Origin of the sequence: Tatumella ptyseos ATCC 33301 (genome assembly GCF_000735525.1) — a bacterium.
GTDB lineage: Bacteria > Pseudomonadota > Gammaproteobacteria > Enterobacterales > Enterobacteriaceae > Tatumella > Tatumella ptyseos.
Genome location: NZ_JMPR01000048.1, coordinates 27,080 through 53,314 on the forward strand (window position 1 = coordinate 27,080; position 26,235 = coordinate 53,314).

The 26,235-nt window shown below is 52.9% G+C and carries 20 protein-coding genes; 8 read left to right on the forward strand and 12 right to left on the reverse strand.

Features of this window, described 5'->3' with window-relative positions; translation table 11 throughout:
• Window positions 1-2: 2 nt before the first annotated feature.
• The 4 genes from GTPT_RS15430 to GTPT_RS15445 form a co-directional block, all read right to left on the reverse strand.
• Window positions 3-3,104, reverse strand: a complete 3,102-nt coding sequence (locus tag GTPT_RS15430; RefSeq protein WP_025902661.1) for an efflux RND transporter permease subunit — start codon at window positions 3,102-3,104, stop codon at window positions 3-5.
• Window positions 3,101-6,277: a multidrug efflux RND transporter permease subunit gene (locus tag GTPT_RS15435; RefSeq protein ID WP_025902662.1), complete on the reverse strand. Its 3,177-nt coding sequence runs from the start codon at window positions 6,275-6,277 to the stop codon at window positions 3,101-3,103. The genes GTPT_RS15430 and GTPT_RS15435 overlap by 4 nt, the downstream gene beginning before the upstream one ends.
• The gene (locus GTPT_RS15440) at window positions 6,277-7,515 is read right to left on the reverse strand and encodes an efflux RND transporter periplasmic adaptor subunit (RefSeq protein WP_029989851.1); all 1,239 of its coding nucleotides are present in this window, start codon (window positions 7,513-7,515) and stop codon (window positions 6,277-6,279) included. The genes GTPT_RS15435 and GTPT_RS15440 overlap by 1 nt, the downstream gene beginning before the upstream one ends.
• 254 nt (window positions 7,516-7,769) lie before the next feature.
• Window positions 7,770-9,503 (reverse strand): penicillin-binding transpeptidase domain-containing protein, encoded by a 1,734-nt coding sequence (locus tag GTPT_RS15445; RefSeq protein ID WP_025902664.1) that lies wholly within the window; start codon window positions 9,501-9,503, stop codon window positions 7,770-7,772.
• A gap of 508 nt (window positions 9,504-10,011) precedes the next feature.
• Here GTPT_RS15445 and galR point away from each other — a divergent pair.
• Complete coding sequence (gene galR / locus GTPT_RS15450) at window positions 10,012-11,022, forward strand: HTH-type transcriptional regulator GalR (protein WP_025902666.1); 1,011 nt, start codon at window positions 10,012-10,014, stop codon at window positions 11,020-11,022.
• Window positions 11,023-11,041: 19 nt separating this feature from the next.
• On the opposite strand, the gene lysA is transcribed toward galR, so the two are convergent.
• Window positions 11,042-12,307: a diaminopimelate decarboxylase gene (gene lysA, locus GTPT_RS15455; protein ID WP_025902667.1), complete on the reverse strand. Its 1,266-nt coding sequence runs from the start codon at window positions 12,305-12,307 to the stop codon at window positions 11,042-11,044.
• Window positions 12,308-12,584: 277 nt separating this feature from the next.
• On the opposite strand from lysA, the gene GTPT_RS15460 reads away from it, so the two are divergent.
• A complete protein-coding gene (locus GTPT_RS15460) occupies window positions 12,585-13,073 on the forward strand; it encodes a nuclear transport factor 2 family protein (RefSeq protein WP_025902668.1) in 489 nt (162 codons plus the stop codon).
• 100 nt (window positions 13,074-13,173) lie between these two features.
• The gene (locus GTPT_RS15465) at window positions 13,174-14,100 is read left to right on the forward strand and encodes a LysR family transcriptional regulator (protein ID WP_029989849.1); all 927 of its coding nucleotides are present in this window, start codon (window positions 13,174-13,176) and stop codon (window positions 14,098-14,100) included.
• 6 nt (window positions 14,101-14,106) lie between these two features.
• On the opposite strand, the gene GTPT_RS15470 is transcribed toward GTPT_RS15465, so the two are convergent.
• Entirely contained in the window at window positions 14,107-15,273 is a 1,167-nt protein-coding gene (locus GTPT_RS15470; protein ID WP_029989848.1) for an MFS transporter, read from the reverse strand.
• Between the two features lie 481 nt (window positions 15,274-15,754).
• Here GTPT_RS15470 and GTPT_RS15475 point away from each other — a divergent pair, with 481 nt between their 5' ends.
• The 5 genes from GTPT_RS15475 to GTPT_RS15495 all read left to right on the forward strand — a co-directional run bounded on the left by GTPT_RS15475 (window position 15,755) and on the right by GTPT_RS15495 (window position 19,794).
• Entirely contained in the window at window positions 15,755-16,054 is a 300-nt protein-coding gene (locus GTPT_RS15475; protein ID WP_025902671.1) for a PTS sugar transporter subunit IIB, read from the forward strand.
• 16 nt (window positions 16,055-16,070) lie between these two features.
• Window positions 16,071-17,357: a PTS sugar transporter subunit IIC gene (locus tag GTPT_RS15480; protein ID WP_025902672.1), complete on the forward strand. Its 1,287-nt coding sequence runs from the start codon at window positions 16,071-16,073 to the stop codon at window positions 17,355-17,357.
• A 1-nt stretch (window position 17,358) separates the two neighbouring features.
• A complete protein-coding gene (locus tag GTPT_RS15485) occupies window positions 17,359-17,694 on the forward strand; it encodes a PTS lactose/cellobiose transporter subunit IIA (protein WP_029989846.1) in 336 nt (111 codons plus the stop codon).
• Window positions 17,694-19,085, forward strand: coding sequence for a 6-phospho-beta-glucosidase (locus GTPT_RS15490; RefSeq protein ID WP_029989845.1), 1,392 nt, complete (start codon window positions 17,694-17,696; stop codon window positions 19,083-19,085). Before GTPT_RS15485 ends, GTPT_RS15490 begins: the two co-directional genes overlap by 1 nt.
• A gap of 286 nt (window positions 19,086-19,371) precedes the next feature.
• Entirely contained in the window at window positions 19,372-19,794 is a 423-nt protein-coding gene (locus GTPT_RS15495; protein WP_029989843.1) for a hypothetical protein, read from the forward strand.
• A gap of 301 nt (window positions 19,795-20,095) precedes the next feature.
• Here the strand turns inward: GTPT_RS15495 and GTPT_RS15500 are convergent, their stop codons facing one another.
• The 6 genes from GTPT_RS15500 to manA all read right to left on the reverse strand — a co-directional run bounded on the left by GTPT_RS15500 (window position 20,096) and on the right by manA (window position 26,176).
• Entirely contained in the window at window positions 20,096-21,262 is a 1,167-nt protein-coding gene (locus GTPT_RS15500) for a nucleotide sugar dehydrogenase (protein ID WP_029989841.1), read from the reverse strand.
• 180 nt (window positions 21,263-21,442) lie between these two features.
• Complete coding sequence (locus tag GTPT_RS15505; protein WP_029989839.1) at window positions 21,443-21,904, reverse strand: DUF986 family protein; 462 nt, start codon at window positions 21,902-21,904, stop codon at window positions 21,443-21,445.
• Between the two features lie 50 nt (window positions 21,905-21,954).
• A complete protein-coding gene (locus GTPT_RS15510; RefSeq protein ID WP_029989838.1) occupies window positions 21,955-22,803 on the reverse strand; it encodes a PTS mannose transporter subunit IID in 849 nt (282 codons plus the stop codon).
• 12 nt (window positions 22,804-22,815) lie between these two features.
• Complete coding sequence (locus GTPT_RS15515; RefSeq protein WP_029989835.1) at window positions 22,816-23,616, reverse strand: PTS mannose/fructose/sorbose transporter subunit IIC; 801 nt, start codon at window positions 23,614-23,616, stop codon at window positions 22,816-22,818.
• Window positions 23,617-23,667: 51 nt separating this feature from the next.
• Window positions 23,668-24,633 (reverse strand): PTS mannose transporter subunit IIAB, encoded by a 966-nt coding sequence (gene manX / locus GTPT_RS15520; protein ID WP_029989833.1) that lies wholly within the window; start codon window positions 24,631-24,633, stop codon window positions 23,668-23,670.
• A gap of 361 nt (window positions 24,634-24,994) precedes the next feature.
• Window positions 24,995-26,176, reverse strand: coding sequence for a mannose-6-phosphate isomerase, class I (gene manA / locus GTPT_RS15525; RefSeq protein WP_029989832.1), 1,182 nt, complete (start codon window positions 26,174-26,176; stop codon window positions 24,995-24,997).
• Window positions 26,177-26,235: the final 59 nt, after the last annotated feature.

Genomic DNA, 26,235 nt, shown 5'->3' on the forward strand with positions numbered 1-26,235 from the left:
TATCAGGATCCTGAGGCCCGCAGGCGGTGCCATTGTCGTTTTGTGGCGCGGCTCAGCCGGTCCAGCCACAGATAGACCACCGGGGTGGTAAAAAGGGTCAGCAACTGGCTAAGCGCCAGACCGCCGGCAATCGCCATGCCCAGCGGACTGCGCAGATCCGCATCCCCGCCGCTGCCAAGCGCCAGAGGAAGTGCACCGAAGAAAGCCGCCAGCGTGGTCATCATGATAGGGCGGAAACGTTTAACACAGGCCTCCGTGATGGCGTCCTGCGGGCTAAGCCCCTGTTTACGTTCTGCATCCAGCGCAAAGTCGATCATCATAATGGCATTTTTCTTTACGATACCAATCAGCAGCACAATACCGATCAGTGAAATCACCGTTAGCTGGGTATTGGTGAGGATCAGCAGCAGCAAGGCCCCTACGCCCGCCGAGGGCAGGGTCGAGAGAATAGTCAGCGGATGAATATAACTTTCATAGAGCATACCCAGCACGATATACACGGCAGCCAGCGCTGCAGCAATCAGCCACGGCATGGTGGCCGTCAATTGGGTAAATGCCGCAGCCGTCCCCTGGAAACCGGCCTGGATCGTATCCGGCAGACCGATTTTCGCCATCGCCTGATTAATCGCGGCCCGGGCTTCTTCCAGTGAGGCCCCGTCCGCCAGGTTAAAGGCCAGTGTACTGGTGGCCGACTGCCCCTGATGGTTGACCGTTAGCGGCGCGTTGCCGCCACGGAAACTGGCAAAGGCTGACAGGGGGACGCGGTCACCACTGTTGTTAATGACGAACAGTTTTTGCAGCTCTTCCGGGTCACTGGTTTGATCACTTTGCAGCATCATCACCACATGATACTGGTTCAGCGTTTTGTAAATGGTCGCTATCTGGCGCTGGGCGAACGCATTATTCAGCAACGTATCCAGCATATTTACATTTACGCCTAAGCGGCTGGCCCGATCACGGTCGATATCGATCATCACTTCCTGGCCACCGGTTTGGGAGTCCGAATCCACGTCGGTTAACTGCGGGATAGCCCGTAATGCAGCCGCCACTTTCGGTGTCCAGGTGCGTAACAGGTCCAGGTTATCGGCCTGCAGACTGTATTGATAGGTCGCATTTGCACTGCGTCCGCCAATATGTAAGTCCTGGGCCGCCATCAGGAATAACTGAGCTCCGGCCACATGACTGGCTTTCATACTCAGCCGGTTGGCGATTTCGGTGGCGTTCCCTTTCCGTTTGTCGAAATCCTTCAGCCGGACAAAGAAATTCGCTGTATTACGTGACCCGAACATACCGCCGCCCATTGAGGACATCACACTTTCTACCGCCGGGTCTGAGCGGATAATCCGGGTAAACTCGGCAACTTTCGGTTTCATCGCCTGGAAAGAGATATTCTGGTCAGCACGCGCCATGCCCATCAGTAACCCGGTGTCCTGGTTCGGGAAGAAGCCTTTCTGAACCACCGAATAAAGAAACAGATTCAGCAGTACCGTCAGCAACAAACTGATCATGGTCAGTTTCTGGTGTGCCATCACCCAGGTCAGCCCGCGGCCGTAAGCGGCAGACAGCCGGTTAAGCTGTTTTTCTATCCAGCGAAATACCGGATGTGGCGGCTGTGTCTCCGGAGGATGACGCTTAAGCAAACGGGCGCACAGCATTGGCGTCAGGCTGAGCGAGACAAACATCGAAATGACCAGCGAGATACTGAGGGTTACCGCAAATTCACGGAACAGACGACCGACAATACTGCCCATCAGCAGAATAGGAATAAAGACCGCAATCAGCGAGATGGTCATCGATAAAACAGTAAAGCTGACCTCCTGTGCCCCGCGGACAGCAGCCCGTACCGGCCCCAGCCCCGATTCGATATGGCGCATAATGTTTTCCAGCACCACTATCGCATCATCCACCACGAACCCGGTGGCGATAATCAGCGCCATCAGGGAAAGGTTATCCAGGCTGTATCCGAGCAGGTACATCACCATGCAGGTCCCGATCAACGAGACCGGTAATGCCAGTGCCGGTATAACGACCGCCCGCCAGTTACGCAGGAAAACAAAGACCACCGCAATCACCAGCAATACGGCCGTCAACAGAGTCTCTTCGGTATCGTACAGAGAAGCCCGCACCAGCGGGGCCCGGTCAACCACCAACTGCAGACTGGTGTCTGCCGGAATTGAGGCCCGCATTGCCGGTAGCTGTGCCTTAATGGCATCGATAGTCTTCAGCATATTGGCACCGGCCTGGCGGGTCACACCAATCATTACCGCCGGTTTACCGTTCAGAAAACCGGCGCTGTACTTATCCTGCACACCATCGTAGACGGTGGCGACATCATGTAAGCGTACGGCTTTGCCATTCCGGTAGAGAATGATCAGGTTACGGTAGCGGTCGGCACTCTCCAGCTGACCGTTACTGTCGATAGACCAGGAGAAGTTTTTCCCTTCCAGTATCCCTTTCGGCAGATTTGTGGTGCTGTTGGCCACCGCCGTTCTGACAGTGTCCAGCGAGATCCCGTACTGCGTCAGCTTTTCCGGTTGCAGATCAATACGGACCGCCGGTAATGCACTCCCCATCAGGGAAACCTCACCTACTCCCTGCACCTGCGATACCACCTGCTCTATCTTACTTTCGGCGAGGTCATATAACTCTCCGGGCGGACGCGTGGAAGAGGTCAGGGCCATCATCACTATCGGCGCATCTGACGGGTTGGCTTTCCGGTAAGTCGGCATTGAGGGCATACTGCTCGGCAGTAAACTACGGGCCGCGTTAATGGCCGCCTGCACATCCCGCGCAGCACCGTTGATATTCCTGTCCAGAGAAAACTGCAGAATGATCGTTGTGGAGCCCTGAGAGCTCCTGGACGTCATTTCGGTTATATCGGCGATTTCCCCCAGCGCACGTTCCAGCGGGGTGGCGACGGTCGCCGCCATCGTTTCAGGGCTGGCACCAGGCAGGCTGGCACTGACCATAATGGTCGGAAAGTCGACCTGGGGTAGCGGAGCGACCGGCAAAAGCCGGTACCCCAGCGCCCCCAGCAACAGAATTGCCAGCGTCAGCAAAACGGTTGCAACCGGCCGGAAGATAAACAGCCGGGTAATACTCATGACTCCCTCCGTGCGGCATCACGGCGACGTTTGATAAAGCGTTTGCCACGCTGTGATAATCCGTCAAACCAGAGATAAATCACCGGGGTGGAGAACAGCGTCAGTACCTGGCTGACAATCAGACCACCCACGATCACAAGCCCCATCGGCTGACGTAATTCCGCTCCGGAGCCCGATGCCAGCATCAGAGGTAACGCCCCGAGTAATGCGGCCATGGTCGTCATCAGTATCGGGCGGAAACGCAGCAGACAGGCCTGATGTATCGCCTCCCGCGGGGACAAATGCTGTTTATTTTCGGCTTCGAGTGCAAAGTCGATCATCATAATGGCATTCTTTTTCACGATACCAATCAGCAGGATGACACCGATAAGGGCTATCAGACTGAACTCCGTTCCGGTCAGCAGCAATGCCAGCAGTGCACCGATCGCGGCCGAAGGCAGCGTCGACAGGATAGTGACCGGGTGGATAAAGCTCTCATAGAGAATGCCGAGCACCAGGTACATGGTCAGCAGTGCGGCCAGGATCAACCACAGAGTATTGGCCGTCGCGCTCTTAAACGCCGATGCCTCCCCCTGATACTGCAGATTGATGGATGACGGCAGGTTTAACTGCTGAACAATGTCACTAATGGCCTCTTGCCCCTGTTCTATCGAGTACCCCTGGTTCAGGTTAAAGGAGACCATGACGGCCGGGTACTGATTCAGACGCATATTCATCAGGGACCCGAGCCGCTGATGGATAGTGGCAATAGATGTCAGCTTCACCATTCCGCTGCGGGTGGTGGTGGTGTCTGAGCTGCTGCCGGCGGAAGCAGCACTGCTGGCAGGATCACTGGTATCAGTTACCGAAGACTTCAGATAAATATCGTCCAGCGATTGCGGACTGACCTGATAATCCGGCGCGACTTCCAGCACAACACGGTACTGGTTCGCCTGAGTAAAGATGGTCGACACCAGACGCTGACCAAAGGCGCTGTACAGTGCGGTGTCGACATCCGCAGCGGTGATCCCCAGCCGTGACGCTTTATCCCGGTCAAGGTCAACGTACGCAATACGGCCCTGATCCTGCAGGTTACTGACCACACTGTTAAATTCCGGACGTTTTGCCATCGCGGCAATCAGTTGCGGTGTCCATTTCACCAACTGTTCGCTGTCCAGTGAGGCCAGCGTAAACTGATACTGACTGGGTGTGACCTGATCATTGACGGTCAGATCCTGCGCCTGTTGCATATACAGACTGATACCGGGCACCTGATGAGCTGCCTGTTGCAACTGTTTGACAATCTCATCGCCACTGTCGCTACGTTCTGAGAAAGGTTTCAGGTTAATTTGCAGACGACCACTGTTCAGGCTGGTATTCGTCCCGTCAATACCGATAGTAGAGCTCAGCGACTCCACAGACGGGTTTTTCAGCACTATCGCCGCCAGTGCCTGCTGACGCCGCGCCATTTCCTGGAAAGAGACATCCTGCGAAGCAATAGTGGTACCTTCAATCAGCCCGGTGTCCTGCGGCGGGAAAAACCCTTTAGGCACCAGTACATAGAGCAGGGCTGTCAGTGCGAATGTCGCCACCGCAACCCATAACGTAATTTTCTGGTGGTTGAGTACCACATTCAGCAGACGGTCATAACCGCGGATAATACGGTCAAAACCGGCCCCCACTTTACGGGAGAAGCGGGACTGTTTCTCTTCCGGGACATGACGAAGTAAATACGCACATAACATCGGTGTCAGGGTCAGAGAAACCACCAGCGACACCAGAATAGAGACCGCCAGGGTAATGGCGAACTCCCTGAATAAGCGCCCGACCACATCCCCCATAAACAGCAGCGGGATCAATACCGCAATCAGAGAAAACGTCAGCGAGATAAGGGTAAAGCCGATCTGCTGAGCGCCTTTCAGGGCAGCTTCTAACGGTGATTCCCCCTCTTCCAGGCGCCTGGAAATATTCTCGACCATCACGATGGCATCATCAATCACAAAACCGGTCGCAATGGTGAGTGCCATCAGTGACAGATTGTTCAGGCTGAAGTCCAGCAGGTACATCACACCGAAGGTTCCGACCAGTGACAACGGCACCGCCACACTCGGGATCAGCGTCGCAGACAGATTACGCAGGAACAGAAAGGTCACCATCACCACCAGGGCTATCGACAACATCAGCTCAAACTGAACATCACTGATAGAAGCACGGATAGTCTGGGTACGGTCAGAAATCACGTTCAGTTTAACGCCATCCGGCAGGGCTGCCTGCAGCGCCGGGAGTTGGGCTTTAATACTGTCGACCACCTGAATCACATTCGCGCCGGGCTGGCGCTGCACACTGAGGATAATTGCCGGCTGACGATCCGCCCAGGCCGACTGAAAGCGGTTTTCTGCCCCCTGCGTGATAGTCGCGATATCTTTCAGGCGCAATGCCGCACCGTTTTGCCAGGTCAGGATGAGATTGCCGTATTCCTGCGGCGTTTTCAGCTGATCATTGGCATCGATGGTCACCGAGTGATACTTGCCGTCAAAGCCCCCTTTTGAGCCATTGACGTTGCTGTTATTGATCAGGGTATCCACATCCGAAAACGTCAGATTATGTGCCGCCAGGGCCTGCGGGTTCAGCTGGATACGGATGGCCGGCTGATTCCCTCCGGCCAGCGTCACCAGCCCTACCCCGCTGATTTGTGACAGTTTCAGAGCAACACGGGTATTAACCAGATCCTGAACCCGGGTCAGTGGCATCGTGTCGGAGGTTGCCGACAGAGTGATCACCGCCGTATCGGCCGGGTTCACTTTTTTATAGGTCGGCGGATTAGGCAAATCCCCCGGTAACAGGCTGTTTGCCGTATTAATAGCGGCCTGCACTTCCTGCTCCGCCACATCCAGTGAAATATCCAGCCCGAAACGCAGAGTGATCACCGAAGAGCCTCCGGAGCTTTCGGAGGTCATCTGACTCAGGCCACTCATCTCACCTAAATTACGTTCCAGCGGCGCGGTGATGGACGTGGACATAACATCCGGGCTTGCCCCCGGATAGAGTGTAGTCACCTGAATGGTAGGATAATCGACCTGTGGCAACGCAGACACTGACAAAAACCGGTAAGCAAAAATACCGGAAAGCAGTATGCCAACCATCAGTAATATGGTGGCGACCGGTCGTTGTATAAATAGCCGGGAGGGATTCATTAATTCTTCGCCTGTGAACGCTCTTTGTCTGAAGGAGCCCCGGCAGCCGCCCGGGCTTCACTGCTATCCACGACCGAGACTTTGGCACCGGTGGTCAGTCTGTCGATACCTTCGGTGACCAGCCGCTCCCCGGGTGTCACTCCGCTCAGGATGGCCTGCTGATCACTGCCATAGGCCGGGCCGGGGGTCACACTACGGCGGGTCACCGTATTGTCGGCGTTGATCACAAAGACAAAGCTGCCATCACTGCTGATCTGTAAGGCCTCGGCCGGGATCACCGTCGCATTGTTCAGCACTTCGGTCTGCAGACGCAGGTTAACAAACTGGTTAGCAAACAGCGCTTCATCCGTATTCGGGAACATCGCTTTCAGCTCCACGCTACCCGTACTGGTATCAATTTCGTTACTCATAAACCGTACTTCACCCTGTGCAAGTACGGTGCTGTCGTTCTGATCGAAGGCGGTCGCAGGCAACGCTTCGCCGTGATGCAGCGTTTTGACCAGTTGCGGAATATTACTTTGCGGTACGCTGAAGGTGACGGCGGCAGGCTGCATCTGCGTAATGGTGACCAGTGCAGTACTGGATGCCGTCACCATATTGCCGGGGTCGACCAGACGCAGGCCGACGCGACCACTGACCGGCGCAGTAATACGTGAATAGCTGATATTAATTTTTGCACTATTAATCTGTGCTTCATCTTCCTGAATCGCCCCGGTGTACTGCCCGACCGTCGCCATCTGGCTTTCCAGATCCTGCCGTGACAGGGAATCCTCAGCATATAGCTTACGGTAGCGAGCGAGTGTCAGCCTGGCGCTGGTCAGCAGGGCTTTATTTTGGGTCAGCGCCCCCTCATATTGCTGCAGAGTCGCCTGATAAGTACGGTCATCAATTTGTGCCAGTAACTGCCCTGCCGTCACTTTCTGACCTTCGGTGAAATAGACTTTATCCAGCTGGCCGTCGACACGACTGGTGACGGTGACACTGGCATTCGGCACCACGGTTCCCGGTGAACTCAGGTAGACAGGCACATTCGCCTGCGTCGCGGTACCGGCATGAACCAGCGTGGCACTGCCCCCGCCATGCATTCCCATGCGATGACCTCCCGGCCCGGGCATACCGCCGCTGCTTCCGGAGAACCAGACCCGCCAGATAACCCCGGCAATAATCAAACAGAAAACACCTGCCAGAAGCCATCTCAGCCAGTGATTTCGAACGTTTTTTTCAGTGTTATTTGTCATCAGATTTTGTGGTTATCAGAGAAATGGGGCACTGCAAAGAGTGGTCTCTTTGTGCAGCGGCATTGATGTTACTTGCCCTATTATTGACAACAGTGACGATATATTTCTACCGTCAAAGCGTAAGGTTTGTGTTAAAAAGTGTCGGAAGCCGCCCGTCACCGGGGAGTGACGGTGATAAAAAAGATAAATTTTCGACGTGTCGGGTAACGGCCCCCCTCTGCACCAGGGGCGGTGCAGAGGGGCTGCGCGAAGAGTCAGGGTGTCGTTTGAGAGGTATTGGTGGTGTACAATGCATCCGGCGGAACGTTCAGATATTTAAGCACCGGCCCCATAATATTCCCGAAAACCGGAGCTGCCACCGACCCGCCAAAGTGAGCACCCGCTGTCGGATGGTTAACCATAATCACCAGTGCCACCACCGGATGACTGGCCGGCGCGACACCGGCCGTATAGTTAATATACCCGCCGTCATATTTACCGTTGGACCCCATTTTCTCCGCCGTACCGGTTTTTATGGCCAGACGGTATCCGGGAACGGCCGCACGGACACCGGACCCTCCGGGCAGCGCATCACTTTCCATCATATGGACGACACTGCGTACCACATCGTCATCCGCGACCCGGGTGCCTTCCACCGGCGGGGTGACTTTGGTGATAGATAACGGACGATAGATGCCGAAGGAGCCGAGGGTCGCATATTCACGCGCCATCTGTAACGGCGTCACACGCAGACCATAGCCGAAAGCAAAGGTGGCACGTTCAATATCTGCCCAGCGCTGACGATGCAGCGGAAAATACCCGGTACTTTCGCCGGTCAGTCCCAGGTCGGTCGGCCGGCCCAGACCGAAGGAGCGGTAAGTATTCACCAACACGTCAGCAGGCATCGCCAGGGCAATGTGCGACACGCCGATATCACTGGACTTCTGCAGGATCCCGGTCATGGTCAGACGTGGCCAGTGACCGACATCGCGGATCAGGTGGCCGTTAACCACATAGGGCGTGGTATCAATCACCGAATCCGGACGTACCAGATGGCGTTGTAACCCTTCCATCACCACCAGCGGTTTCACCGTGGAGCCGGGCTCAAAGCTATCGTTAATCGCCACGTTACGCATCTGTACCGGGGTGGCATCATCGTAGTTGTTCGGGTTATACGACGGATAAGAGGCCATACCCAGCACTTCGCCGGTATCGACTCTGACCATGACGGCGGCGCCGGAGTCGGCTTTATTCAGTAAGACCCCTTCGCGCAGCTTGCTGTACATGGTGTACTGGATAAATTTATCAATACTCAACTGCACGTTCGGTGGCTGAGAGGGGGGCTGGTAACTGATCATCGAAATGATATTACCGTGGCGATCCTGGCGGTATTTCTCTTTACCCGGCTCCCCTTGCAGGATCTTATCGAAGCTCCTTTCTATACCGTTAAGACCGCTGTTATCGGCCCCGACAATACCAATCAGCGGTGCCGCGGCATCCCCCATCGGATAGAAGCGACTGTCATCGTACACCGAGGAAATCCCCGCCAGATGTAACTGCGAAATATCCTTGGCGATGCCCAGTTCAACTTTACGCCCCAGATAGAGAAAACGTTTTTTCGGGTTGGCGGTGATTTCGGCCGCCAGTTCTTCCGGACGCATGTCCAGCGCAGACGCCAGATAGTTCCACTTCGCACCATAGAAATCAGGGTTTGCTTCAAGGACTTTCAGAGGATCGGCAATAATGTCACGTGACGGCACACTCAGCGCCAGCGCATCGCCATTGCGGTCGAGCAGGGTTCCGCGGTTAGTCGGCAGGATCACGGTACGTAATGAACGCTGGTCTGCTTCACGCTCCAGCATAGGATGGTCAAGCAGCTGTAGATCACCGACCCGCAACAGCAGAAAAGCCAGACAACTCACGACACCAAGGCACACCAGGCGAAATCGGAAAGGGTTAAAGGTTTTGTTGATCTGGTCTTTACCCAGCATCTTTTTTATCCGGGGCATAACAATCCGCTGAATTAATAAAATAAGTCGATCTGACGATGTTTTATAATGAATTTACCCGCAGGATCACAGCTAAAGTGTGTATCAGTTGGTAATAGTCCGTTATCACAGAACAGTGATAGCATATCAGGCGGTCGGGAAAAATGGGGATGTGCGGTAAAAAAAAGCATTCGTGCAAAAAAAACCTGCGCTTCCGCGCAGGCTGGTGTAATCAAAAACTTTGATGTTCACCCATCAATACCTCTGGGACAGTTAATTTACCAGGTAAGCGCCTCAAGCCACCACCCTATAAACGCAACTATTCTCCGCAAAATGTAAGCAGCTATTTAAAATTTAACCTGCCGAAATGCCACGGCGCTCTGAACGTCCCCCCCGCCCGACGGTCTGAAAAGCCACTGACGGAAGCAATTTGGGCGATATCGGCCCGCAGACCGCTCTGCGGCTTGCAGTTCGCGACGTTTTCCGTAACACTCCCCGGATATGTCACTCTCCCCCCGGACACAACTGAATGGCTACCATAAAGGATGTTGCCAGACTTGCCGGTGTTTCAGTCGCGACTGTTTCCCGTGTTTTAAACCATTCTCCGAAAGCCAGTGAAGCCTCACGTCAGGCCGTCCATGCGGCGATGCAGCAACTGCATTATCAGCCCAATGCCAATGCACGGGCTCTGGCACAACAGACCACCGCAACGATTGGCCTGATCGTCGCGGATGTGGCTGATCCGTTTTTTGGTGCCATGGTAAAAGCGGTCGATGAGGTCGCCAGTCAGACCGGCAACTTTCTGCTGATCGGCAACGGTTATCATAATGAGCAGCAGGAAAGGCTCGCGATACAGCAACTGATCCGCCATCAGTGTGAAGCGCTGGTCTTACATGTCAAAAAGATACCGGATGATGAGCTGGCCGGGTTAATGCGCCAAATCCCCGGCATTGTTCTGATCAACCGCACCCTGCCCGGCTTTGAATCACGCTGTATCGCGCTGGATGATAACTACGGTAGCTGGCTGGCAACCCGCCATCTGATCCAACAGGGGCACCAAAATATTGCGTTTATCTGCTCCGACCATGCGATTTCAGATGCCGGTGACCGGCTGGAAGGTTACTACCGGGCACTGAATGACCATCAGATCCCACAGGATCCGCAACGGGTCGCGTTCGGTGAGCCGGATGAAACCGGAGGCGAAAAGGCGATGATCAGTCTGCTGGCGCAAGGAAAGACGTTCAGTGCTGTCGCCTGTTATAACGATTCGATGGCGGCCGGTGCGCTGGCGGCATTAAACGATAACTGTATTCCTGTGCCACAGCAGATGTCGCTGATGGGTTTTGATGATGTACTGGTCAGCCGGTATGTGCGGCCACGGCTGACCACTATCCGCTATCCGGTAGTGACGATGGCACAGCAGGCTGCCACCCTGGCTCTGGCTTTATCCAAACGTCAGCCCCTGCCTGCGGTGACACACCTGTTCCATCCGACACTGGTGATCCGTCATTCAGTGGCACAGTATAATCCGCCGGGCTGAAGCGCCCGGCGACGGCAGGTCAGACGCCGGCATCCAGTTCTAACGCCAGTAACTCATCAATGGTCTGCGCGCGGCGAATTTCACGCACCTGACCACCTTCAAACATCAGTTCGGGGATCAGCGGACGACTGTTATAACCGGAAGACATGGAAGCCCCGTACGCCCCGGTATCATGAAATACCAGATAATCCCCGACCCGGGCTGCGGGCAGTGGCCGTGGGGCGATGGTCCCGCCTTCAAGCTGGGTAAACACATCCCCGGACTCACATAACGGGCCGGCAACCACGGTGTCCTGAAGCGTATTGGTTTCCGGCGCACGGTTATCTGCCGGCATGACTGAGATTTCATGGTAAGAACCGTACATGGCCGGTCGCATCAGGTCACTGAACCCGGCATCGACCAGTACAAAATGCCGGCTGCCCATAGCTTTTACCGCCCGCACCTGGCTGACCAGTACTCCGGATTGCGCCACCAGGAAACGGCCCGGCTCAATTTCCAGTTTTACCGGATGCCCAAGGTGGCTGGCAATACGCTGACGCGCCGTATCCCACAGGCTGAAATAGTGCCGGGTATCAATTTCATCTTCACCGTAACGGTAGGGAACGGAAAGCCCGCCACCGGCAGAGATGGCAGGAATATCTGCCCCGCTTTCTGTGACCTGGCCGACCATGGCATCACAGACCTGCTGCAGGTGCTGATAATCCACCCCGGAACCGATATGCATATGCAGCCCGGCGAGGGTTAACCCGCGATCACGGACCACCTGTAACGCCTGCCCCAGCTCCTGATACCAGATACCATGTTTGCTGTTTTCACCGCCGGTATTCGTTTTCTGGCTATGTCCGTGACCAAAGCCCGGGTTAATACGAAGCCAGACACGGTGCCCGGGCGACACTTCCGCCAGCTGGTGCAGCATATCAACAGACCCGGCATTAACCGCTATTTTCAGTTCTGCCACCCGCTGCAGTACGCTGTTATCCAGCACATCGGCGGTGAAAACAATATCGTCACCTTCCGGCTGAAAGCCTGCCACCAGCGCCCTTTCGATTTCACCCAGCGAGACCGAATCCACTTTGACACCCGCAGCATGCATCAGTCGCAGGATATGAATATTGGAGCAGGCTTTCTGAGCAAAACGGATGACATCAAAATCACGCAGTTTTTCAATCTGCTGCAGGATGACATCGGCATCATAGGCCCAGAAAGGACCGGTATATTGCTGTGCCAGAGGCAGCAGATTTTTCTGGTTTAATGCAGTTTCAGTGGTGGCTAACGGGCGCGGCATAATTTCATATCTCCTGTACGATAGCCTCCAGTAAGCCACAGGGCATCCATATTGAAAAATATCAATTTATCTTTAACCTATTCATTTTTGATATACATTATATGACCGTGTGCACCCGTGCCGGTTGTCACCTGACCGCCATTAACGGGGATGACAGAAAGCGCGGCTTACAGAACCGCCTGCTTCCTCACACATTTGACGGTTATCGATTACCCTGTAATGTACACAGACCGTTATTTTCTGCGGTTCCCGCATCCCCCGGACAGGAGAGAAATTGATGAAGAAAGCACTGCTTCTGGCAGCAGGTTTGTTCTGCTCTGCCAGCACACTGGCCGCCGCCAGCCAGCCTTTTCCGCCGCCCTCTGACCAGAGTCCGGCCAGAAACCTGGCACAGGAAAACCGGAATCTGCAACTGGTCTATCACTTTTATAATCAGTTCTTTAATGACCATGATCTCAGCGCCGCCGACAGAGACCTCTCGGCCGGGTATATCCAGCATAATCCCCATGTGCCGGATGGCCGTGCGCCTTTTGTGCACTATTTTGCCGGCTATTTTAAAGCGAATCCGCACGCACACTCCGTGATCAGTCAGTACGCCACTTACGGCGATCGTGTCTTTTTACGGGTACATTCCGTGCGCAATCCTGATGATCGCGGGCGGGCTATCGTCGATATTTTCCGCGTGAAAGACGGAAAAATTACAGAGCACTGGGATTCGGTGCAGGATGTGCCGGCAACTGCGGCCAATAACAACACAATGTTCTGATAAGCCGTTTTTCTGCCCTGCCTTACCGGCAGAGAAACGCGAACAAAGAGGCCCTGCACCCGCTAAACCCCGGGTGCAGGGCGGATAAGGTAAACAGGGAATGCAAAAAATTAACTGGCGTCAGATTGAAATATTTCATGCCATTATGACCCGTGGCAATCTGACTCAGGCGGCAGAGTTTCTGCATACATCACAGCCGACGCTCAGTCGCGAGCTGGCACGCTTTGAACAGCAACTGGAAGTCACGCTGTTCAGCCGTGTGCGCGGCAGGCTACAGCCGACCGTGCAGGCTCTGCGCTTGTTTGAAGAGGTCGAGCGTAGCTGGTATGGCCTGGAGCGCATCAGAGAGACCGCCGAAGGATTACGGGATTTCCACCAGGCCGAGCTGACGGTGGCCTGTCTGCCTGCCTTCTGTCAGTCACTGCTGCCTTCGTTGTGCCAGCCTTTTCTGCAACGCTACCCCGGGGTAAATATGAACATTATCCCGCGGGAATCCCCGCTGCTTGAAGAATGGCTGTCAGCCCAGCGTTATGATCTGGGCCTGACGGAAACCTGCCAGCAACCGGCCGGCACCGAGCTACTGCCCCTGCTGACGGTGGACGAGGTCTGTGTTCTGCCGGCCAGTCATCCCCTGGCCGCCCGACCGCAACTGACCCCGGAAGATTTTTCCGGGCTCCCGTTTATCAGTCTGTCGCGGGATGACAGCTATCGTCAACTGCTGGATACGCTGTTCCGCGAGCATAATATCAGCCGGCAGTTACGGATGGAGACACACAGTGCCGCATCGGTCTGTGCCATGGTGAAGGCGGGGGTCGGGGTATCGATCATTAATCCGCTGACCGCGCTGGATTATGCCGGCCAGGGAGTGGTCATGCGGAAGTTCAGCATCAGCGTCCCTTTCACTGTCAGCCTGATCCGTCCGCTGCACCGTCCGGACTCGTCACTGACCGGGGCCTTTATCCGCCACCTGCAGCAACAAGCCGGACAATTCGTCCGGCAGATAGCCTGTCAGTTACAGACAGACTGACAGCGTTTACGGGTGTGCCTGCGGCCCGGGGGAGCGTGTGCCACCACGGAAGATAATCAGGGTGGTCAGCAGCCCCGCCACGGCCAGGATGGCGGCTGCCACAGGTACCCCGCGCAGGCCCGCGCTATTTTCTATCACTACACCGCCCAGCCAGGCCCCCAGCGCGTTACCGAGATTAAACGCAGAAATATTCAGGGTAGACACCAGGTGCGGGGCATCATGACCATAACGGACCACGTTAATCTGCAACGCAGGTACCAGTGAAAATGCGGCCATCGACCAGAGGAATAGTGTGATTTCCGCCAGTAAAATCTCTCCGCTGCTCCAGCGGAATAGCAACGAAAATACTGTCAGCAAACTAAAACTCAGCAGAAGGCTTAGCGAAAGCTTACGATCGGCCAGCCGGCCTCCCAGGGTATTACCGAGCGTCAGGCCTGCCCCCATCAGAAACAGCGTCCAGCTGACGCCGTCTGCGCTGATCCCGGTAATATGTATCAGCATCGGTGCGATATAGCTGAACAAAGCAAACATCGCCGCCGAGAACCAGACGGTCGTCAGCAGAGAAAGCCATAGCTTACCGTTATTAAGGGCCCGAACCTCACGCATCAGAGAAACCGGCTTTTCATCTTTATCTACCGGCAGGCTGATCATCAGCGCAATAAACGCCAGCAGACCAATACCACTGACAGCCCAAAAGGTGGCTCGCCAGCCATATAACTGACCAAACCAGGTGCCCAGAGGTACCCCTAAGACATTCGCCAGGGTCAGCCCGGTGAACATCAATGCCACCGCCGACGCCTGCCGTTCCGGTGCGACCAGTCGCGACGCTACCACGGCACCAATACCGAAGAAGGCTCCGTGACAGAGTGCAGTCACCACTCTGGCCAGCATCAGGAAAGAGTAACCTGACGCGGTAGCACATAGCAGGTTCCCGAGAATAAAAATCAGCATCAGCAGCAGTAAGGTTCGCTTACGCGGCAGCCTGGCCGTCAGCATTGCCATCACCGGTGCACCGATAGCGACACCGAGAGCATAACCACTGATCAGCCAGCCTGCAGAAGGAATAGACACATGCAGGTTAGCGGCAACATCCGGCAGTAATCCCATAATGACAAATTCAGTCGTACCAATGGCAAAGGCACTGAGTGCCAAAGCCAGCAAAGCGACGGGCATAATGACTCCTGTAACAGGTAATGGGTTCAGCGCACGAAAACTAAAACATGGCCGATAGCTGAACTGAGAGAGATAAAATTATTATTCGTTAAGTAAAGCACAGGCGTCAGGTAAGACAAATAGCAAAAAATGCAAAGGATTATTGTACTGAACGCAATAATTACGCGGTAATAATCACGTTTATCCCCGGGTGCCGACGGGGGATTACGTTATCATCCTTTATAGTTTACCCCCGGAGAAATTACGATATTATTCAGCCAGCATCGTAATTAACCAAAATACGGAATGTATTACCGGTGCATTTTACTAATAGTGTTAATAACACCCGCTGACGCGATCTTTCTGCAGAAGTTTAATTTACCCACAGCGTTCATTCTCATTCGATGTGATTACCCGCACAATATTCATCCCTGCCCTGAGGTATAAAAGAGGCGTTGTCTTTTTTGTTCAGGATGAAATTAACTACGACAGGGAAATCACCATGAAAAGAATATTACTGTGTTGTGCGGCCGGAATGTCCACCAGCATGCTGGTGGCTCGCATGCAGAAGTATGCCAGCGAAAATCACCTGGCAGTAGAAATCAATGCCATCAGTATCAATGAGCTGGAAGACCATATCCACCACTGTGACTGTTGCCTGCTCGGGCCACAGATAAAATATAAACTTTCTGATATTGAAGAAAAACTTTCCCCCCTGAATATCCCGGTCGCGGTAATCAACACGATGGATTACGGAATGATGCGCGGTGATAAAGTCCTGGAATCCGCCTTAGCCATGTAATGCACCCGGGGGTAATATGGATATAAACAAAATTTTCGGCTCGCTGGAAAAGTTTATGCTTCCTCTGGCGGCAAAACTCTCCTCCCAGCGCCATATTATGGCTATCCGTGACGGATTTATTACCGTCATGCCGTTTATGATTATAGGTTCTTTTGTTCTGATCTTTGCCTATCCGCCATTTACAGAAGGTAATACGTTTTTTATTGCCCGTGGCTGGCTGTGGTTTGCCAGCGAATATAAAGAACAATTACTGACGCCCTATAATATGACGATGGGCATTATTTCGGTGTATATCTGCCCGGCTATCGCCTATTGCCTGGCCCGCCATTATAAGCTGGAAGGATTGAATATTGCCTTGCTGGCTCTGGCCGCTTTTATGCTGCTCTGTTGCCCGATGGCAGAGGGCGTTATGGCGGGGCAGTTTCTCGGCGGAACCGGTATTTTCACCGCGATCATCGTCGCCATCATTATTACCGAAATCTCGCGTCTGCTGGTCCTGAAGGATATCGGTATCCGTTTACCTGAACAGGTGCCGGATAATATTCGTAAGTCGTTTAATCAGTTGATCCCGATGGCCCTGATGCTGATTGTGCTGTTTCCCGTCAGCCTCGGCGTACAGTCTTTGAGCGGCATGCTTATCCCGCAGGCCATCATGGCGGTATTCAGTCCGCTGCTTTCCGCCTCGGACTCATTACCGGCGGTGATCCTGGCGGTAGTTATCTGCCATGTGCTCTGGTTTGCCGGTATCCACGGGGCCAGCATCGTCGGCGGCGTTTTCCAGGCCTTCTGGCTGACTAACATTGGCCTGAATCAGATGAATATGGCCAGCGGCATTCCGCCGGAGCGTATTTTTGTTGAGCCGTTCTGGGCCTTCTTTATTTTATTCGGAGGCTCCGGTGCCACCATTGGCCTGGTCCTGCTGTATCTGCGCAGTAAATCTGCCCACCTGCGCTCTATCGGGAAAATCTCGCTGGTTCCGGCCATCTTCAATATTAATGAACCGGTGATTTTCGGCTCCCCGATTGTTATGAATACCCTGTTTTTCATTCCCTTTATCCTCAGCCCGATGGTGAACGGCATCCTGGCCTGGTTCGCCATTAAATATGGCCTGGTGGAGCATATTGTCTCACTGGTGCCCTGGACCGCCCCCGCCCCGATAGGTGCGGCATGGGCTGCCGGCTGGAATATCAATGCAGCATTACTGGTGATCCTGTTGATCGTTATCTCCGCAGTGATCTACTACCCGTTTTATAAGATCTACGAGCGCAGCCTGCTCGCGGCAGAATCTGACCCGGAGGAGTGATATGGAAATCGATGAAGAGATGCTCATCAGCTTAATCATCAGTGCCGGAGAAGCAAAGTCCTGTGCGATGGAGGCGATCCGTGCGGCACGTAACGGTGAATGGGACAATGTACCGTCCTTATTAAAGCAATCGGACGATGCCGCCCGGGAGTGCCATAACGCTCAGACCCGAATGATAGGAGAAGATGAAGGCTGCGGAAAAATCCCTGTCAGCCTGATTATGGTTCATGCTCAGGACCATATTATGAATGCCATGCTATGCCGCGAAATGGCTGAGGAGCTCGTCTGCCTGTACCGGAAGTTTAATTCACTCACCTCACAGAGTAAGGATGCCTGATGAAAATTGTCACTATCGGAGGAGGTTCCAGTTATACCCCGGAACTGATTGAAGGTTTGATTCTGCGCCAGAAAAAATTGCCCATTACCGAGATCTGGCTGGTAGATATTGAAGACGGTAAAGAAAAGCTACAGATTGTCGGTGAAATGGCCCGCCGCATGGTCGAAGCCGCCGGCCTGAACTGGCAAATCCGCCTGACCCTGGACCGGAAAGCCGCACTGAAAGACGCCGACTTTGTTACCACGCAGTTCCGGGTTGGCTTACTGGAAGCCCGGCAAAAAGATGAATGTATTCCGCTATCACACGGTTATCTGGGACAGGAAACCAACGGTGCGGGCGGGATCCTGAAAGCCTTTCGTACCATCCCGGTCATTCTGGACATTATCAAAGATATGCGTGAACAGTGCCCGGAGGCCTGGCTGGTGAACTTTACCAACCCGGCCGGTATGGTCACTGAAGCGGCTATCCGCTACGGGCATTGGGAAAAAACTATCGGCCTGTGTAATGTTCCGTTCAGCCATATTGAGCAGGCGAAAAAAATTCTCAATCAGCCTGAAGAATCGTTATTTTTTAAATTTGCCGGACTCAATCACTTCCACTGGCATCGCGTCTGGGATCGCCACGGAAAAGAGCAAACCCGGGCGCTGATTGATGCTATCTACGGTCAGCATATGCAAAATGAAGGGCTGACCAATATTCATCAGATCCCTTTCTATCCGGAGCTGGTGCGCCATCTTTCTATTCTGCCTTGCGGTTATCACCGTTACTACTATCTGGAAGAGCAGATGCTGGCGCATTCAGTCACAGATTTCAAAGCGTATGCGACCCGTGCAGAAGTAGTAAAAGAGACAGAGAACCGCTTGTTTGAGCTGTATAAAAATCCGGATCTGAAGGAAAAACCGGAAGAACTCGCTCAGCGCGGAGGTGCCCATTACAGTGATGCGGCCTGTGACCTGATTGAGTCTATCCATAATGACAGCCGTAAAATGATGGTGGTCAGTACCCGTAACAACGGTGCTCTGACCGATTTGCCTTACGACAGCATTGCCGAAGTGACTGCAGTGATCACCTCTCACGGGGCTGAGCCACTGAACTGGGGCACATTCCCGCCGGCTGCGCGTGGTATGTTGCAGGTGATGAAGGCCATGGAACAGACCGTGATTGAAGCCGCAGTCAATGGCGACTACGGTGCAGCGTTGCATGCATTTACCATTAACCCGCTGATCCGCGCCGGGGAAACCGCAAAACAGGTTCTGGATCAGTTACTGTACGCACATAAAAAATACCTGCCACAGTTCGCCGACACTATCGCCCGAATAGAGGCGGAACAACCTGCCGATACGCAGTATGTTGATCAGTTACTGGCGGATCGTAAACTGCATCAGAAATAATCGCCACTCCCTCCGGCGGCTCTTTTCGGGGAGTCGCCGGATATTTTCATGCAGAACCAGCTCCGCCTGAGACATGATCACTGTTACCTGCCCTTTACCGATTTTCTGTCCTTTGTCATCACATTACTGATGGACCAGATCGCTCTTCCTGTAAACCGGCCTGCAGCGGACAGAAAATGCTGCACAATCTGGTCGATGAATTCAAAGCGCAGGGAGTAAATACCGGACAGGAAGTACATAAATACATGCGTTCTGTTCCTGTCTTAAAAAGGTGGAGTATTGCCCTATGCGTAGGTCCCTTAAGGTATCCGGTAGTGCAATTTTCATTATTGCTGTTGCTCTCACCTATGCCTGGCCATGGGTCAAAATGGAATTCGCAGGTAGTGCTCACTATACTGAGCAGGATAAGCGGGAGTATGATTTTTATACTCCTGACATATTAAGAAAAATGCCGCGAATTTCCGCCCGTTATTCCTTTGACTTTGCAAACACAGCAGGACCCGCGACACATGTGTATGCAGTGAAATTCTACGATACAAAAGATACCGGAAAAATAAAAAATTATCTGACATCTATAGGATACAAGCGGACTGAATGTGACTTTGAGTCAACGTGTTGGCGCAGAACTGATCCTCAGGAATCTGTTTATGTCGGTACTTTGAAGGGTGAGAAAACCGTCATCGTGCAGGTTGTCTGCAACTTCAGATAACTATTTTCTGTTGGTGATGACAGGATCCGCTAAGAGCATAACAATCAGAGTTGCGTCGTCAGGTCTGGCTATGTAAACCCGACATTATGATAAAGGGCGAATGCCGCATTTTGTCGTTTCGCTCCCATCAGGCCAATAGTGTTCCGGCAACTCGCATCCTGTACCTTTGACGACTTACGGGTATTGCGGGAGGCCAGAGAGTCAATACCTGTGCTGGCAGAGTACCTGGCGGCAAGGGGGTGGAATACGATAAGACCACCCGCTTACAGGCCCGGAGTGAGCGGGCCTGTATTAAAAACGGTTAGTCGTTACCAAACAGATCGCGGGTATAGACTTTATCGCTGACATCTTTCAGCTCGTCCACCAGACGGTTAGCAATAATAACGTCACACTGCTGCTTTAGCTCGTTCACATCATGAGTGACCGGGGAATTAAAGAACAAAGGCTCGTTCAGGACTGGCTCATAGACCATCACCTCAACCCCTTTGGACTTCAGGCGTTTCATAATCCCCTGGACTGCGGATGCACGGAAATTATCGGATCCGGCTTTCATTACCAGACGGTAAATCCCGACTTTTTTAGGCTTACGCTTCAGGATACTTTCGGCAATAAAATCTTTACGGGTGCGGTTAGCATCCACAATGGCACTGATAATATTGTTCGGGACATTCTGATAGTTTGCCAGCAACTGCTTGGTATCTTTCGGCAGGCAGTAACCGCCATAACCGAAGGACGGGTTGTTGTAGTGGCTGCCGATACGCGGGTCCAGGCCAATACCTTCAATAATCTGTCGGCTATTCAGGCCATGGTGTTCAGCATAGCTATCCAGTTCATTAAAGTAAGAAATACGCAATGCCAGATAGGTATTAGCGAACAACTTAATAGCTTCTGCTTCGGTATCGTCGGTAAACAATACCGCAATATCTTCTTTTTCGGCCCCGGCCACCAGTAATTCAGCAAAGGTTTTACCTTCAGCCGACTGGCTGCCGACGACAATACGTGACGGATAAAGGTTATCGTACAGCGCACGGCCTTCACGTAAAAACTCCGGGGAGAAAATAATATTATCTGTCCCGAGACGTTTTTTCAGTTGGCGGGTGAAGCCGACCGGGATGGTTGACTTGATGACGATGGTTGCCTGCGGATTAATCGCCAGCACGTCAGCAATGACAGATTCAACACTTTTGGTATTGAAGTAGTTACTGACAGGATCGTAGTCCGTGGGGGTAGCGACAATCACAAAATCTGCGCCCTGGTAAGCCTGTTGCTTATCCGTAGTAGCAGTAAAGTTAAGTTCACGCGTCGCCAGATAGTGCTCGATTTCCTGGTCAACAATCGGGGAAATCTTCTGATTCAGTTTATCGACTTTAGCCTGATCGATATCTAATGCGACCACTTCATTGTGCTGTGCAAGCAGAATACCATTCGAAAGCCCTACATAGCCGGTACCGGCAATTGCGATTTTCATAGTACATAAGTCCATTGAGTAAGCATGACGCTGCCAGGCTCTGCACTGCTCAGGCAGAGCGAAATAATAACTATTGTGCCGTCCGGCGCGACAACCACCAAACAAATTATGAGATTTTTTCTGCTTTTAGGAATCGGGAGGCATTTGTACTGTCGACTCGCCTGACAAAATCCGCCTGGTTCAGGCCCGCAGGGTACTCAATGTCTGATAAATCTGTTCCAGGGAGTCAATATCCCTGACGCGGATCAAAAGGTTACGTTTCTCCAGGGCGACCACCAGAACCCCGTCCTCAGACAAATTCAGCTGCTGAATTCGTGCATAAGAAATATAGATCGCGCCATACCACAGGCCTTCAGGTTTAAGTAACAATAACGGTCGCCGCAGCCAGACCAGATAAATACCACACAGCAACAGCAGCGAAAGCAACCAGTTTGTCAGCGGATTTCCGGCAGTGACGGCATTGTTATAGAGAAGAATAGCCACCAGCACGATAAAGATCATGCCATCGGTAGCCTTAGCCCTCAACAGACTGATCCTTAGCAGCGTTTTTCCTTTCAGCCAGCCTGTGATCACCTGTTCGAAGAGCAACCAGCCTATAAGGCAGACAGTAAACAGTAATATTGCAGCATCAGTCAGAGACATAGGTGACTCCTGAAAAAACGAGGGCTTTCTGCCCCCGTATGAGTACCGGATTACAACCCGAGCAAGCCGACGCTATAACCGGCAATACCGATAAAGAAGAAGCCGATGATTATCCATAATGCATTAACTTTCTTACGCAGTAGCCACATGCAGGCAAAGGTCAGCAATAAAGGTACCAGCCCGGGCATTAACTGATCCAGTATCGTCTGTACGGTGGTGACCTTTTCAGCCCCGGTCTGGTCTGTGACGGTAGAAACGACCAGCGGGATATTCACATGGGTCCATTTATTGACCAATGCCCCCATCACAAACAGCCCGAGTATCGAGGCACCTTCGGTCAGTTTCTGCAGAAAACCGCCGCCCATATCCTTAACAATATCCACCCCTTTACGGTAACCATAAGCCACCCCGTAATACCGGGTCAGCAAACGGACGGCGTTGAACAGAATAAAGAACAATAACGGCCCGAGCAGGCTGCCACTCATGGCAATACCGGCCCCCAGTGCGGCAAAGACAGGACGTACGGTTCCCCAATAGATAGGGTCACCCACCCCGGCCAGCGGCCCCATCAGACCGACTTTAATACCGTTGATCGCACCATCATCGATTGGCGCCCCGTTCGCACGCTGCTCCTCCATGGCCAGTGTCACGCCCAGTACCGGCGCGGCGACATAAGGATGGGTGTTAAAGAATTCCAGATGACGTTTAATCGCCTGGCGCCGTTCCTCATTGTTTTCAGGATACAGGCGACGGATAGCCGGTACCATTGAAAAACAGAACCCCAGAGCCTGCATTCGTTCAAAGTTCCAGGAGCCCTGAAACAGATTCGAACGAATAAATACGCCACGAATATCCCCGGGGGTGAGTTTTTTAACTGTCGGACGAGCTGAATCAACCATTTCTCTCACCTCTTAGTCGAGTTCATTATCAAGGTCATTACGGCCCGGTGCGGCGGCAGGCGCTGCAGCAGAGCGATTATATTTCGGGCTAAGCTGGATATAGAGAATAGCCATCACTGCACCGATAACCCCCAGAGCCACCAGGTTGAAGCTGGTGAAGGCGGCGGTGACAAACCCCAGATAGAAGAAAGGCATCAGGTAGCCTGCACGCATCATGTTGATTACCATAGCGTAACCAACGACCACTATCATGCCACCAGCGATATTCAGCCCGTTGGTCACCACATCAGGGATCGAGTTCAACAGACTCTGTACTTCGCTGGTTCCTACAGAAATGGCAACTATCACGGCAGGGATAGCGATACGCATTGCCTGCAGCAGCAATGCCGAGACATGTATCCAGGACAGAGCCGTCAGGTTCCCGCTAGTGGCGGCTTTATCTGCCGCATGCTGGAAGCCGACAGTAATGGTACGTACGATAATGGTTAATACCTGTCCGGCGGCAGCCAGAGGAATGGCCAGTGCAATACCGGCACCGATCCCCTGGTGTCCGGCAATCACCAGTATGGTTGAGATAATGGATGCGAGGGCAGCATCCGGAGCAACGGCCGCACCAATATTCATCCAGCCCAGAGCGATCATTTCCAGCGTACCGCCGATAATAATCCCTGTTTTCATATCACCGAGGACAAGACCGACTAAGGTACAGGCCACCAGTGGACGGTGAAACTGAAACTCATCAAGTATCGATTCCATACCGGCGATACAGGCTACGATGAATATCAGTACAATCTGAAGTGTGGTGATCTCCATTGTACTTCTCCTGTGAGGTTAATCTGACCCAAGGGCAGCGGCGACAGCCAATTACTGTGCGATTTTGCCAATGAGATCCATCATTTTAAGTTTCTGATCGCTGGAGACCTTCCGCACTTCCAGCTCAATGCCACGGGCATTCAGCTTTTTAAAGGCATCAATATCCTGCTGATCCACCGATACCGCATTATTCACCTGGGTTTTCCCCTGCCGGAATGCCATCCCCCCTATGTTAACCGAGGTAATTTTTACGCCGGCTTCCGCCAGACGTTCAACATCCGCCGGGTTGGTAAACAGCAGCATGACACGCTGACCGGCATATTTGGGGTTGTTATAAACACGGACCATTTTTGCGACATCCACCACATGGGCAGTCACTCCCGGAGGCGCGACCTGAGTCAGCAACGTCTTACGGACCTCATCAGCTGCCACTTCGTCACTGACGACAATAATGCGCGAGACATTCGTTTCTTTAGTCCAGCGGGTCGCGACCTGACCATGGATTAACCGGTCATCAATACGGGCAAGACCAATGTTCATGTAATCGCTATCGGACATGGGCTTTGCAGGAACATCGGCGGCGGCGTTAACCACAGGTTTCGTCACCGGAGCCGTCTCTGCGCTGTGTTTCAGCGCCCTCACCCCTTCCCTGCCCGTTTCCAGAGCAACCGCTACCAGCGCATCCAGCGTCGGGTTATCATCACGGGTCATAAACGTTTCGACCAGCATCGGTACATTGACCCCGGCCACCACTTCGTAATTCTCTTTATCGACCACTATCCGGCTGGCTGCATTAAACGGACTTCCCCCCCAGGTATCGACGAGGAAAAGCACTCCTTTTTCGGTATTCAACGTGTTTAAACGAGCATTATACTTTTCAATTAATGTGTCAGCATTTTCGCCAGGCACAAAATCAATCCAGCCGACGTTATCCTGTTCACCTAATAGCATTTCTGTGGTTTTCAGCAGCTGTTCAGCAGCCCAGCCGTGAGTTCCAATGACAATAGCAATAGTCACTTGCTACCTCCCGTATGCACTACATCTCAAAAGTCCTGTATCTGCCATTGTTATGTTCAGAACCCTACAGATATCAGGAAAGCGTATTCAGAACGGAGTTATTTTATTACCTGAAAAAAATAAAATATGTGATGACACACGGTAAACTGAGGGAATTAATTCACTCAGCACACAAAAAATCATTATTAAAAATAAAGTATAGGAATAAAAACCTTCGCTGTATCACAGTAATTTACAGAATAAGTGTTTTAGTTATGTAGCATTGTGATTTTCGTTAAATTATTTTTATCAGGATGATTCATTAATTTATTAAATATATTGAATCATCCTGAGCCATTTTTCCTGCGTACATTTTTACCGCCTAAGGCTGAGTGGTTGAGGTATAAGCCACCGCAATCTTTCCCTGCCCGCTGAGTAAAACATCATGCTCTGATGCCGGAATATATAATGATCCCCCGGGAGCTAAGCTCAGAGTTTGCCCTGCCGATGAACAGCAGGCTTCCCCCTGCAGGCAGAAAAATATCCTCGGCCCCTGCCAGCGAACCGGACGGGGTGATGCAGTTAATTCTGCTACAGAAAAACAGAAATCACTGACCGGCACCGGGAAAGCCTGCTCTCCGGGCAGCAACTCTGGCGGAGTCAGTAAAGAACAGACCGGACGACTGTTGAAATTCACCGAGGCGACTAATTCATCGATATCCATGTGCTTAGCGGTAAGACCAGCCCGTAATACGTTGTCGGAGTTAGCCATAATTTCTAGTCCGCAACCGGAAAGGTAAGCATGCGGCGTACGGGCATGCAGAAACATTGCCTCCCCCGGCGCCAGCGTGACCACATTTAACAGCAGAGGCATAAAACGCCCCGCGTCATCGGGATAATGCTGACGGAGTGTTTGTACCGCGTCCCGGGCTGGCCCCTGTTGCCGCTGACAGCACTCATCCAGCTGCTGCAGTGCCTGACGTTTCTCTTCACCCTGCAAACGTAACAGCCGGGTAAAGAGCTGTTGCAGGGAAGCCCGATCCGGTTGCCGGACAAAAGCGGCAATCTGCGGGTGGACAGCGGTAAGAGGACTGAATAATTCCGTGATTTCACTGAGCTCACGAAAACCGTTCATCGCCAGAAACGGGGTCAGCGCATACAGCAGTTCCGGCTTATGATTATCGTCTTTATAATTACGTTGCGGGGAGCCTTGCGGGATACCGGCCTGATTTTCACGGGCAAATCCCAGTTCGGCCGAACGCTTATCCGGATGTACCTGAACAGAGAGTGCGCTCTCAGCACAGAGGACTTTAAAGAGATAAGGCAGGCGACCGAAGCGTGCTGAAATCTGCGGTCCAAGCATCCCGCAGCTGTCGGACGTAATAAGCGCCTGCAGGCTTTGCTGCCGGCCGTCAATGATCACCCCGGAACTGGCCGCCGGGTGAGCCCCCATCCAGAGTTCAGCCATTGGCTGATGTTGCGGGTTACTGATGCCATATAAATCAGTGAGGGCTGTTTTACTGCCCCAGTCATAATGCTGTATCGGGTTGATAAGTTTCCACATGGGCTGATCTCTGTTTCTGAAATTATCAGCAACAGAACGTAACCTGGTCATTCCCGAAA